The following is an 11895-nucleotide window of genomic DNA, read 5'->3' as shown; positions in this document are numbered from 1 at the left end:
AGGATTCGTTCGGTAGTCAGCAAGTTCGAAATGGATACTAGTTCAGCGCTGAACTAGTACAGAACCGTACCATCCTGAGGAAGGGGCTCGTGTGTCCGTTGACGCCGCACAGCTGTGGACGCTGAACCATCGCCTGCTGACCGTCGTGCTGGACGCCTGCAGCGCCGAGCTGGCTGACCTCGGTCTGGAGACGAAGGAGTTCTTCGTGCTCGCCGAGGTAGCGGCCTCGCCGTACCCGGCGGAGCTGGCGACGGCGCTCGTGATCCCGAAGGCCAGCGTGACCGTCTATGTGCGCAACCTCGTCGCCAAGGGATTCATGCGACGCGAGATCGACGACGCCGATCTGCGGCGGCACCGCCTCGTGCTGACCTCCGACGGCGCGGCGGCGCGGGACCGCGCGCTCGCCGCTCTCGCGGAGGAGTTCGACCGGAGGCTGGCGCTGATCGCTCCTCGCGACCGCACCGAGCTCCAGCGGATCCTGCTGGCCTTGCTCGAACCCGCGCCGCAGCCGGCGTCGTGACCGACGGGTCCTGCGCGTCGCCGTCTACAGGTGCTCGAACAACTTGTCGGGAGTGATGGGGGTGTCGTGCACCCGGATGCCGGTGGCGTTGTGGACGGCGTTGCCGACCGCGGCCGCCGAGCCGACGGTGCCGATCTCGCCCAGTCCTCGGGCACCGAGGCTCTGCGTGCCGACGTCCTCGCTGCCGTCGCCGAGCGGCCCGGTGAGCAGGGGGTCGGGCCGGTCGAGCATGTGGATGTCGATGTCGGGGATGTCGGCGTGCACGGGCACGAGGTAGTCGGCCAGCGTGCTGTTCGCCAGGCGTCCGGTGGCGAGCTCCAGGTGGTTCTCCTCCAGGAGGGCGTGCCCGATGCCGAAGATGACACCGCCGACGAGCTGGCTTCGGGCGGCCTTGGCGTTGATGACGCGGCCGACGTCGGCGACGGTGGTGAACCGGGTGACCCGGGCCTCGCCGGTGAACCGGTTGACCCGGACCTCGCAGAAGTGCGCACCGAAGCTGTGGTGTACGTATCCCGGGATGGGGGCGCCCATCGGTGACGACCGCATGGTGATGCCCGGCGACCCGACGGCGGCCAGCAGGCGGCCGAAGGTCATCGACCGGCCGAGCCCGTGCAGGATGCCGCGCTCGTAGCGCAGGTCCGAGGCGTCCGCCCCCTGCCAGGGGGACCCGTTCTCCGTGACGGCGACCCGCTTGAGCTCGGCGATGACATTCCGGGCGGCGTCCACGACCAGCGGTACGGTCGCGTGCGTGTTGCTGGAGCCCACCGCGGGGGCGCCCGGGGGCAGGTACGTGTCACCGATCTTCGGGGTGATCCGCTTCATGGGGATGCCCAGGGCGTCGGCGCCGGAGATGGCCACCACGGTCCGCCCTCCGGTGCCGAGGTCCGACGCGCCGGTGGACACCACCGCGGTGTCGTCGTCGCGCAGTTGGACCTCGACGGCGAACCCCTCCCGGCGGGCGGCCGGGTAGATGGCGGTGGCCATGCCTGTGCCGTAGAGCCACTGCCCGTCGACCCGGGAGCGGGGCGTGGCGCTGCGGCCTGACCAGCCGAAGCGTTCCGCCCCGACGCGGTAGCACTCGTCCAGGTGCTTGCTCGACCAGGGCAGGTTCGTGGACGGGCTGGTGGTGGCGTAGTTGCGCAGCCGCAGCTCCACGGGGTCGACGCCGGTGGCGATGGCCAGCTCGTCCATCGCAGTCTCCAGGGCGAAACCCCCGGGGGCCTCGTTGGGGCCGCGCATCGCCCGGCTCCCGGGGATGTCGAGGACGGCCAGCTGCGCGTCGACGTGCAGGTTCGGCGTGCGGTAGAGCGCGTCCGACATCGAGTGGGCGGGAGTCATCGTGAACGACATGGTGGTCGGCCGCTCGGCGACGCTCCGGTGACTGACCGCGTTGAGGACCCCGTCCCGGGAGGCGCCCAGCCGGACCGACTGCGTCAGGTGCGAACGGTGGCCCGTCAGGGTGAACATCTGCTCCCGGGTGAGGACCAGCCGAACCGGCCGGCCGAGCTCGCGGGCCGCCGCGGCGGCGAGCGGGGCGTCGCTCCACAGGACCACGCGGGCGCCGAACCCGCCGCCCACGTGCTTGGTGATCAGCCGGACGTTGGGGGCCGGTATGCCGAGCCGCTGCGCCATGCCGAGCGCGTACGCCGCGGGGATCTGCGCGCCGGCGTGGACGGTCACCCGGTCGTCGCCCTCCCAGTCGGCGAGGACCGCGTGCGGCTCCATCGCGGCGTGGTGCTGCACGTTCTGGCGGAACTCCGCCTCCACGACGACGTCGCTGGCGGCGAGCGCTGCGTCGATGGTCTCGACGCCGGGGGCCAGGACGGTGAGGCTGCTCGGGGCGCCGCTGATGGCGGGGCCGGCCGGCACGCGCGGCTCGTCCGTGACGGACGTGCGGGGCTGCTGCACGTCGTAGGTGGCGGTGACGAGCGCGGCGGCGTCGCGTGCCTGCTCGGGGGTCTCGGCGACCACCATCGCGATGGCCTGGCCGTGAAAGTGGACCGCCTCGCTCTTCAGCGGGATGTAGTTCTCAGCGAAGGCGGCGGCCTGGCCGGTGGTCTCGTACAGCCTCAGCGGGTTGTCCGGCGCGGTGTGCACGCGCAGCACGCCCGGTGAGGCGAACGCGGCCGCCGTGTCGAAGCCGGTGACCTTGCCCCGGGCGATGGTGCTGGTGACGAGGTGCGCGTGCGCCAGGCGGGGGGCCCGGTAGTCACCGGAGTACTCAGCGGCGCCGGTGACCTTCAGTCTGCCGTCGATGCGGTCGGTCTCGCGTCCTACGGGGGAACGGGGCATCGTGACTCCTCTAGCTGCTGGAAGTGAGTTAGTTGCTGTGCGTGAGTGGGCGCGGTGCCGGGACGTTCTGGTGGACGCGCTGGTGGACGACACCGCGGTGGATGGGTACCCCGGTGCTCAACGGCACACCGGTGCCGCCGTGCCGGTCGCCGACGATCTCCGCGGCGATCGACAGGGCCGTCTCCTGCGGGGTGCGGGCCCCGAGGTCGAGCCCGATCGGTGAGCGCAGCCGCCCCAGCTCGTGGTCGCCCAGGCCCGCCTCGCGGAGCCGGGTCAACCGATCCTGGTGGGTGCGGCGTGACCCCATGGCCCCGACGTACGCGACGGGCATGCGGAGGGCGGCGGTCAGGAGCGGCAGGTCGAACTTGGGGTCGTGGGTGAGCACGCAGACGACGGCGCGGCCATCGAGTAGCCCGGCGTCGGCCTGGGCCTGGAGGTAGCGGTGCGGCCAGTCGACGACCACTTCGGCGTCCGGGAACCGCTCCGGGGTGGCGAACGTGGACCGGGCGTCGCATACGGTGACCCGGTAGCCGAGGAACGCGCCGACGCTTGCCAGCGCGGCAGCGTGGTCGATGGCGCCGAAGACGAGCATCCGCGGGGCCGGGACGTTGCACTCCACCAGCAGGGTCATGGGCTCCGTGCAGTAGCTGTCGGCCACCCCGATCTCGACGGTGCCGGTCCGCCCGGCGTGCAGGAGGTCCGCCGCGTGCGCCCCGGCCACCCGGTCCAGCAGCGAGTCCCCGAGGGTCCCTGTACCCGGCAGGCCGGGCCGCACGACGATCGTCCGGCCCAGGTGGGTGCTCGGGCCGCGCACGATCGTGGCCACGGCCACCGCCTCACCCTCCGTTGCGTCGACGAGAGCCGGTTCGAGCTCCGGCTCGACGGCCGGGTCGTGGTGGCGCAGCAGCAGCTCGATCGTGCCGCCGCAGGTCAGGCCAACGCCGATCGCGTCGGCGTCCGTGTACCCGAACCGCAGGGACTGGGGCTCGGGGTCCCCGGCCAGCATCTGCTGGCAGGCCTCGTGCACGGCGGAGTCGACGCAGCCGCCGGACACGTTGCCCAGCACCGCCCCGTCGGCGTCGACGACGAGCGACGAGCCCGGCTGCCGGGGAGCGCTGCCGTGCACTCCCGTGACGGTGGCGGCCACGAACGGGGTCCCGGCACGGGCGCGTTCGAGCAGCTGGTCCGCAAGCTCAAGCATGGTCGTCGGCCGCTCTCGCTTCGCCGGCCGCTCTCTCGCCGTCAGACCGGTCGCTCATCGGCTCTCCTGCAGCTCGGTCAGGGCGCGGACCAGGGTGCGGCGCAGCAGGGCGGGCTTGAACGCGTTGTGCTCCCGGGTCCGGGCGCCGTCCGCGGCACGAGTGACGGCAGCCTCGAACGTGGCGGAAGTGGCACGCCGTCCGACCAGGGTCCGTTCGACCGCGGGCAGCCGCCAAGGACGCGTACCGACGCCGCCCGCGGCGATCCGGGCCGCGACGATGGTGCCACCGCGCAGCTGCAGGGCGACAGCGGCCGAGGTGAGCGCGAACTCGTAGGACTGCCGGTCGCGGACCTTCACGTAGCGGGAGTGCGCGGCGACGGGGGAGCGGGGCACGGTGATACCCGTGATGAGCTCGTTCGGGCGCAGCACGTTCTCGATCTCGGGCGTGTCGCCGGGCAGGGTGTAGAAGGTCTCCAGCGGCACGTCGCGGGTGCCGCGGGCGGAGGCCACGTGCACCACCGTCTCCAGGGCGACCAGGGCCACGGCCAGGTCGCTGGCGTGGGTCGCGATGCAGGAGTCGCTCGTGCCCAGGACCGCGTGGCCGCGGTTGATGCCCTCCAGCGCGGAGCAGCCGCTGCCGGGCTCGCGCTTGTTGCACGGTGTGGTGACATCGCGGAAGTACCCGCAGCGCGAGCGCTGCAGCAGGTTGCCGCCGATGCTGGCCATATTGCGCAGCTGCCCCGAGGCGCTGAGCTCCAGCGCCTGCGCGACGACCGGGTAGTGCTCGCATACGACGGGATGGGCGGCGACGTCGCTCATCCGCTCGACCGCGCCGATGTGCAGGCCCTCGCGGTCCAGGGTGATGCCGTCCAGCGGGAGCCGGTTGATGTCCACGACGCGCTCGGGGGTCATCACCTCGAGCTTCATGAGGTCGACCAGGGTGGTGCCGCCGGCCAGGAACGCCGTCTCCGGTCCGGCGCCCCGCAGGGCCTCGCGCACGGAGCGGGCCTGGGCGTAGGTGTAGGGCCGCATCAGCGCATCACCTGCTGCGCGTCCGCGATCGCGTCGACGATGCGGGGGTAGGCGCTGCACCGGCAGATGTTCCCCGACATGCGCTCGCGGATCTCGTCGTCCGAGTCCGCGCCGCCCTCGTCGTTGACCAGGGCTACCGCGGACATGATCTGGCCCGGGGTGCAGAAGCCGCACTGCAGGCCGTCGTGCTCGACGAACGCCTGCTGCATCGGGTGCAGCCGGTCGCCGTCGGCGAGGCCCTCGATCGTGGTGACCTCGTGGCCGGTCGTGGTGGCCGCCAGCGTCAGGCAGGACAGCACGCGGCGCCCGTCGACGTGCACGGTGCAGGCGCCGCACTGGCCGCGGTCGCAGCCCTTCTTGGTGCCCTTGAGGTCCAGTGGCTCACGGAGCGTGTCCAGCAGGGTGGCCCGCGGGTCCACCTGGAGCGAGACCGGGGTGCCGTTGACGGCGGCCCGCACCGTCACCGGGGTCACACCGTCCATGGTGGGGGCCGCCGCGGCCGCCGCGGCCTCGGCCTGTCCGGTCAGGATGGGGGCGACGGCGGCGGCGACCAGGCTGCCGCCCAGGAAGTTCCGCCGGGACACACCCGAACGGCCGTGTCCCGCACTGTGTTCTTGGTTCATCGAGTCTCTCCTGGCTGTTCGCACGTTCGGGCAGGGAAGAGCGGCGCCGCGGCCGCCCCCGGGGGTCCTCGGGATCGGTGCTGTCCCAGCGTGGGCCCACCGGCGGGTGTCAACCAGGACCTGTTGATCCGAGGTTGAGGTCGCGCGGCTACCTGGTTCTCAGGCGGGCGTCAGCCACGGCGCAGGTCGCCGCGGGCGATCTTGGTGATCGCGAAGAGCGAGACCGGGACGATGCTGAAGAGGTTGACGACCATGAGCGTCTCGAAGATCGCCGGCGTGCTCCACGTCATGCCGGTCATGTCGACGACGGTCTCGGCGTCGGTGAATCCGAGGAAGGCAGTGATCGAGCTGACGCCGAACATCAGATACAGCAGCACGGGCTGCAGGTGCGAGATCGGGGGCAGACCCACGGCCTGCCCCGTGGCCCGCCGTGTCTGGCGAACGGCCAGGACCAGCGCGAAGAGCTGGAAGAAGCTCCACGTGACGAACCACCAGCCCAGATAGTTCGTGAAGGGCACGCCGAAGACACCGCCGCCCTCCTCCCAGACCCAGGCGTTGCGGACGGTCGAGGAGATCGGGTCGATGCCGACGTCGAACATCGTCATGACGGCGCCCGCGAGCAGCGGGAGGGCGAAGGCGTTGATCCGGCCGGCACGCGTACGCAGGTCCAGCTGTTCGTCCGCACGGTCGAGGATCGTGTTGGCGGTCATCCAGCTGACGAAGCCGATACCGAAGTAGGCGAAGCCGATGAACACCGGCACGTAGAACAGCTGTGGCGTGAGGGTGTAGTGGTAGTTCCCGAACGGGAAGCCCGTCATGACGCTCAGGTTTTCCCAGATGCTGCTGACGACGTAGCTGATCACGAAGAAGGCGATCAGCGTGCCCCAGCCGTAGCGCCGCGTGCCCTGCACGAGGGCCAGTGCGACGCCGAGCAGCGAGATGGTCTGTGCTGCCGCGGGTGCTCCGGTCAGGGGCACGATCACGGCGGTGGCCGCGGCCCCGGCCACCACGATCCAGCCGAGGACGCGTCGGACCGGGGTCTCGGACCGCCGAGCCGGGTCGTGCGTCGGGACCGTGATGGCGGGGTTGAATGTGTCGGACATGATTTCCTTCCGCGAGGGGACCCTCCACACGGTGAAGGAACGCGGCGCCGTTATGCAGGACCTGTCGATCCGCCCTTTCCGCTGCTGACGGCAGGGGCGCGGCGTAGGTACGTGTCGTCGTCGACCTGGGCCGCGGTGTCGGACATCTCACCGATGACGACTCGAACCCGGTCACCCCAGATGGACGGGATCTTCGCCGTGTTGCGGGCGTAGGTGGTGCTCGTCCTTGCCGGCCGGATCGAGCCGACAGCCTCGGGGACAGCATGCGCCCGACGACGCGCAGCAGGGACCGGAACTCGGCACGGTTGGGGCGGACACCCAGGCGGGCGTACATCATGACGTTGCCGTACTCGGCCATGCGCACGATCTTGCCGTCGGCGACGTCGAACCGGGTCAGGTAGGTGGTGCGATAGGGCGCGCCGGTGCGCGCGACGACCATGTCGCCGGTGCCGACCCGGAGCGTGCCCACTTGTTCCGGTTGGGCGGCGAGTCTCCGCCCGAGCTTCCCGCCCCCGAGTCAGTCGTCCGGCCCGGGCTGCTGCGGATGCTCCGGGGCTAGGACGACACCATGCCGGTCACCGTGCACGACGGCCGGCTCGACATCCTGGCCCGGAACAAGCTCGCGGCCGAGCTGCTGCCGCCTGTTGACAGGACCGGCCCCTTCGCCCGCAACCTCGCCTACCAGGCCTTCGCGACCCCCGCCCTCACGGACCTGCTCGGTCACGCTGCCGAGCAGTTCCTGCGCGTCGCGGCCGCTGAGCTGCGTACCGCGCTGGGCCGATATCCCGAGGACGGCTACCTCCGCGGCCTGCGCGCGGAGCTCGCCGCGAACAGCGCGACGTTCCGCGACTACTGGGATCGCGGCGAGGTCATCACGTCGCGGTCAGCGACCAAGCAGCTGCACCACCCCACCTACGGCCGGGTCGGCTTCGACATCGAGCTCCTGCACGACCCGGAGCGGGACCACTGGGTCATGCTCTACACGCCCCGCGACGAGGCCTGATCGCCCGGCACGCCGGGTGTTTCCCCGGTGTAGCGGGGGATCGGCAGGCCGTGGCTATCTCGGTGTGCGGCCGATAGAAAAGAGTACCCCGGAGCAGCCGCCGACGGCGTACCCGCACCGGGAGCCGCCCATCACACGCATCTGAAGAGGGGTCCCGCGTGGAGACTTTCAGGCTGAACGACGGCAACCAGATCCCGAAGCTCGGCATCGGCGTCAACCAGGTGCGGTCCGCCGACGTCGGGCCGGCGCTGGCCCATGCGTTCGAGGCGGGCTACCGCTCGGTCGACACCGCCAACACGTACCTGAACGAGGTGGCCGTCGGCCGGGCGGTCCGCGACAGCGGCCTGCCCCGAGAGGAGATCTACCTGGCCACGAAAGTCTGGTCGACCGACTCCACGTACCGGAGGATGGCGGTCGCGATCGACCGCACCCTCGAGCGGCTGGGCGCCGACTACGTGGACCTCCTTCTGGTGCACCAGCAGTACGGCGACTACAACGGGGCATGGACGGCGATGGAGGAAGCCGTCGCGGCGGGCAAGGTGCGCTCGATCGGTATCAGCAACTTCAACCACCGGCGCTTGACCGACCTGGTCAGCAGAGCCACGGTGCTGCCCGCCGTTGCGCAGATCGAACGCCACCCCTACTTCCAGCAGCGCGAGCAGAAGGAGTTCCTCGAGCGGCTCGGCACAGTCGTGACGGGCTGGTTCCCGCTCGGCCGGGGTGACCGGGAGCTGCTCGCGGAGCCGCTCTTCGCGGAGCTGGGGCAGAAGTACGGCAAGTCGCCGGTGCAGGTGATCCTGCGCTGGCACCTCCAGGACGGCACGGTCGTCATCCCCGGGTCCACCGACCCGGCCCACATCCGGTCCAACAGCGAGCTGTTCGACTTCGCCCTGACGACGCAGGAGATGGACCGCATCGCCGCCATGGACAGGAACAAGCGGTTTCACAACCTGCCGGAGCTCGTCGAGCGGGTCATCTTCCAGTCCATGCGGACGGACTACGACAAGCGGCAGCGGTGAGTGGTCGGTCGGCCGGGCCCGCCTGTGGCGCCGAAGGCGGTGACGTTCAGGCTGGTCTGTTCTTCCTCAGGGGTCTTCCCGTATGGCGCGGTCGAGGAGGTGCTCGTCGCGCGGTCCAACGGGGGCGTAGACGACGAGCCCCGCTCCGGGGAGCGCGTCGACGGACATCGACTCGTAGTGCAGGGACACGGACTCCTCTTCGGAGGGACCGACCCGAAGGCGCTTGATGCCCTGACCGAGATGGCCCACCTCGTTCAGGTCCCAGATGGCGGCGAACTCAGGAGACTCGTCCCGGAGCGTGCGCACCAGGTCGTCGACGGAGGCCGAGGAGACGTTCCATCGGGCTTGCTCCAGACGGAAGGTGGCGACGGTGAGCTTCGCCTCCTCGTGCCAGTCCTCGATGCGCTCCCGCGTGGTCCGGTCGGTGAACAGGATGCGCAGGACGTTGCGGTCGGATGCCGGGATGCTGGGGTAGTCGGTGAGGAACCGCCGGCTTGCTGGGTTCCACGCGAGAATGTCCCAGGTCGGGGACTTCAGATACGCCGGCCACGGCATGAGGTTGTCGAGCACGCGCTGCGTCCGCTCGAGCTGTGACCCACCGCCGAACGGGTCCGCGGTAGCGGGGGTGCCGAACGCAAGGACGAAGGCGTGCTCGCGTTCGTCCTCGCGCAGCTCCAGCGCCGTGCCGATCGCGTCGAGGACCTGGCGAGAGGGGCGCCCTCCGCGACCCTGCTCGATCCGGGTGTACCACTCGACGCTGATGCTGGCGCGTGCGGCAACCTCCGCGCGACGCAGTCCGGCGGTGCGGCGTCGCCCGGTGTCGTTGACCGGGCGCAGCTGCTCGCGCCGGGAACGCAGGAAGGCCCCGAGCTGATTGGTCGCGGGATCGGGCATGGCACCGTCCATCTTCGTGGCCGCCCGATCCCGCGACAAGCCGGCTACCCAGCGTCCGGCACGAGAGCCATGAGCGACTGACCCGTCGCGAAGTCGGTGGGCCATGACACGTGGTCATGGATCATCAGCCATTCTCCGTCGACGAGCCGGAAGCAGTTCGTCTGGCGAACCCAGGTGTCCAAGTCGTCTCCGTACATGACGCCGCGCAGCCGGACGAACGCCCGCATGAACGCGAGGTCGCCGCCGGTGTGGATCTCCAGGCCGGACAGGTCGAGCTGGATGGGCCCGTCGAACGCGGTGAAGAAGCTCGCCCAGTTCTCCCGCCACATCGGCCCGCCGCTGAACTCGAGCGGCGGCATCAGGTCGAACGCGGTGAACCCGTCTGGCGCGTAGAACGTCATCATCGCGTCGACGTCCTTGGCCTCGAAGCTCGTCTTCCAGCGGCGCACCGCATCCCGCACGTCTGCCTCGGCGGTAGTAGCGGTCGTGGTGGTGTCTGTCATCTGCGCATCCCTTCTTTCTGTCGCCGCCAGCCTGCGGGGGCCGTGCTGCGGCAACCATCCCGTGCCTATGCCGGTATGACCTGTACCCCCTGCGGGTCGAGGTCATGCTGCAGGCGTCGCGAGGGCGGAGAGCTGCCGCAGCTTCTCGTGGCTCTCCGAGCTGGGGGCGGCGGCGAAGACGAGCAGGCGGTGGGACTGGTCCGGGTCGAGCAGGGACTGGCAGGTCAGTTCCAGGGCGCCGACCTCTGGATGCACGAAGCGTTTGACGGCGATCTGGGGTGCGCCCACGTCGTGTGCGTTCCACGCCGTCCGGAACTCTTCACTGCGTGCGAGGAGGGCGTCCGCGAGCCGCGCCGCTCGGGAGCCGGACCCGCGGAGTGCGACGACCTGGCGCAGGCTGGCAGCGAATCTCCGGGTGAGGAGCGGGTGGTCGTCGGGGTGATAGAGCCGTCGGGTGGCTGGGGCGGTGAACCACCGGTAGCCGATGCTGCGGGCGGGTCCGGTGTACCGGGTGCGGTCGCCGGTGAGCGCGGTTCCCAGCGGGCTTTGCCGGAGAGTTTCTCCGAGCTCGGTGACGATCTCCGCTGGGGTGTGGTCCAGGCAGTCGAGGATGCGGAGCAGACCAGGGCTGATCTGTTCGCCGGCTGCTGCGCGTGCGGGTGGGTTGTGCCCGGAGAGGTGGAGCAGGTGGTCGCGCTCGTCGGGGGAGAGACGTAGCCCTTGTGCGATCGAGGTGATCATCTGCGGGGACGGCTGTGGTCCGCGGGCGCGTTCGAGGCGCGCGTAGTAGTCGGCGGACATGTGGCACAGGGCGGCGACCTCTTCTCGTCGCAGTCCGCTGGTCCGTCGGCGCTGTCCGCGGGGGACGCCGACGTCCTCTGGCTGCAGCGACTCGCGGCGCCGTCGGAGGAACTCGGCGAGCCCGGCCCGGTCGATTGCCATGTGCTCCCTCTCTCCCTGCTTCGTCGGACGTGGTTGCAGCCCGCCTCACCATGGTTGCCGTGACGGGGAAGTTAGACCACCCGGCGCGGGGGATCGGCAGTGCCGACGCCGAGGCGGCGTCGGGGGTGCATAGGATGCCGGTGATGGACGGTCACGCGGAGCACGGGCAGGCGGAAGCGCCGGTCCAGCGCGGGCGCGGTCGGACCAGGGACGCCGCGACGACCGCTGCGATCCTCGACGCGGCGATGGAACAGCTGACCGAGAAGGGTCTGGCCGGGTTCACCATCGAGGGGCTCGCCGCCCGGGCGGGCGTGGGCAAGACGACCATCTACCGGTGGTGGCCGTCGCGGGGAGCTGTGGCGCTGGACGCGTTCCTCTCGGCGGTGGAGCCGCAGGTCCCGTACCCCGACACCGACGACTTCGCGACGGCGCTCCAGGGTCAGGTCCTGGCGTTGGTGCGGGCTTTTCGCGACACCCCGGCCGGCCGTGTGGTGCGGGCGATCCTGGCCGAGGCGCAGGCGGATCGAGACCTGGCTGAGGCGTTCCGTGCCCGCTGGCTGGAGTCCCGGCGCGCGACCGGCCGGGCGGTCTTCCGCAAGGCGCAGGAGTCCGGCCAGCTGCGGCAGGACCTGGAGATCGAGACAGCGATCGATCTCGTCTACGGTGCGGTGTACTTCCGGCTGATGACGGATCATCAGCCGTTGAGCGACGAGTTCGTCGTGAACCTCACGGACTACGCGGTCCGCGGCCTGCGCGCCTGAGA

At 70.7% G+C, this 11895-nt stretch carries 12 protein-coding genes; 4 read left to right on the top strand and 8 right to left on the bottom strand.

Going from position 1 to position 11895, the window contains the following annotated elements:
- Window positions 1-91: 91 nt before the first annotated feature.
- Window positions 92-520 carry a MarR family winged helix-turn-helix transcriptional regulator gene (locus ACFSL2_RS12520; protein WP_377198178.1) on the top strand — a complete coding sequence of 143 codons (429 nt, stop codon included), beginning with the start codon at window positions 92-94 and terminating at the stop codon, window positions 518-520.
- Between the two features lie 24 nt (window positions 521-544).
- On the opposite strand, the gene ACFSL2_RS12515 is transcribed toward ACFSL2_RS12520, so the two are convergent.
- From ACFSL2_RS12515 to ACFSL2_RS12495, 5 genes are all read right to left on the bottom strand, one after another.
- A complete protein-coding gene (locus ACFSL2_RS12515; RefSeq protein WP_377198177.1) occupies window positions 545-2812 on the bottom strand; it encodes a xanthine dehydrogenase family protein molybdopterin-binding subunit in 2268 nt (755 codons plus the stop codon).
- A 28-nt stretch (window positions 2813-2840) separates the two neighbouring features.
- Window positions 2841-4013, bottom strand: coding sequence for an XdhC family protein (locus tag ACFSL2_RS12510; RefSeq protein WP_377198176.1), 1173 nt, complete (start codon window positions 4011-4013; stop codon window positions 2841-2843).
- A 54-nt stretch (window positions 4014-4067) separates the two neighbouring features.
- A complete protein-coding gene (locus ACFSL2_RS12505; protein WP_377198175.1) occupies window positions 4068-5045 on the bottom strand; it encodes an FAD binding domain-containing protein in 978 nt (325 codons plus the stop codon).
- A complete protein-coding gene (locus ACFSL2_RS12500) occupies window positions 5045-5668 on the bottom strand; it encodes a (2Fe-2S)-binding protein (protein ID WP_377198174.1) in 624 nt (207 codons plus the stop codon). The genes ACFSL2_RS12505 and ACFSL2_RS12500 overlap by 1 nt, the downstream gene beginning before the upstream one ends.
- Window positions 5669-5838: 170 nt before the next feature.
- Window positions 5839-6771, bottom strand: a complete 933-nt coding sequence (locus ACFSL2_RS12495; protein ID WP_377198173.1) for a carotenoid biosynthesis protein — start codon at window positions 6769-6771, stop codon at window positions 5839-5841.
- A 568-nt stretch (window positions 6772-7339) separates the two neighbouring features.
- Between ACFSL2_RS12495 and ACFSL2_RS12490 the strand changes: the two genes are divergently transcribed.
- Window positions 7340-7774, top strand: coding sequence for an MmyB family transcriptional regulator (locus ACFSL2_RS12490; protein WP_377198172.1), 435 nt, complete (start codon window positions 7340-7342; stop codon window positions 7772-7774).
- Between the two features lie 158 nt (window positions 7775-7932).
- Window positions 7933-8793 (top strand): aldo/keto reductase, encoded by an 861-nt coding sequence (locus tag ACFSL2_RS12485; RefSeq protein WP_377198171.1) that lies wholly within the window; start codon window positions 7933-7935, stop codon window positions 8791-8793.
- Between the two features lie 66 nt (window positions 8794-8859).
- On the opposite strand, the gene ACFSL2_RS12480 is transcribed toward ACFSL2_RS12485, so the two are convergent.
- The 3 genes from ACFSL2_RS12480 to ACFSL2_RS12470 all read right to left on the bottom strand — a co-directional run bounded on the left by ACFSL2_RS12480 (window position 8860) and on the right by ACFSL2_RS12470 (window position 11132).
- Window positions 8860-9687 carry a helix-turn-helix transcriptional regulator gene (locus ACFSL2_RS12480; RefSeq protein WP_377198170.1) on the bottom strand — a complete coding sequence of 276 codons (828 nt, stop codon included), beginning with the start codon at window positions 9685-9687 and terminating at the stop codon, window positions 8860-8862.
- 44 nt (window positions 9688-9731) lie between these two features.
- Window positions 9732-10190: a YybH family protein gene (locus ACFSL2_RS12475; protein ID WP_377198169.1), complete on the bottom strand. Its 459-nt coding sequence runs from the start codon at window positions 10188-10190 to the stop codon at window positions 9732-9734.
- Window positions 10191-10292: 102 nt separating this feature from the next.
- Complete coding sequence (locus tag ACFSL2_RS12470) at window positions 10293-11132, bottom strand: helix-turn-helix transcriptional regulator (protein WP_377198168.1); 840 nt, start codon at window positions 11130-11132, stop codon at window positions 10293-10295.
- 59 nt (window positions 11133-11191) lie between these two features.
- Here ACFSL2_RS12470 and ACFSL2_RS12465 point away from each other — a divergent pair, with 59 nt between their 5' ends.
- Window positions 11192-11893, top strand: a complete 702-nt coding sequence (locus tag ACFSL2_RS12465) for a TetR/AcrR family transcriptional regulator (RefSeq protein ID WP_377198167.1) — start codon at window positions 11192-11194, stop codon at window positions 11891-11893.
- The last annotated feature ends 2 nt before the right edge of the window (window positions 11894-11895 follow it).

Source organism: Promicromonospora aerolata (assembly GCF_042682255.1).
Taxonomy (GTDB): domain Bacteria; phylum Actinomycetota; class Actinomycetes; order Actinomycetales; family Cellulomonadaceae; genus Promicromonospora; species Promicromonospora aerolata.
The sequence above is the reverse complement of the archived record's forward strand: the minus strand, read 5'-3'. Positions and strand labels throughout refer to the sequence as shown.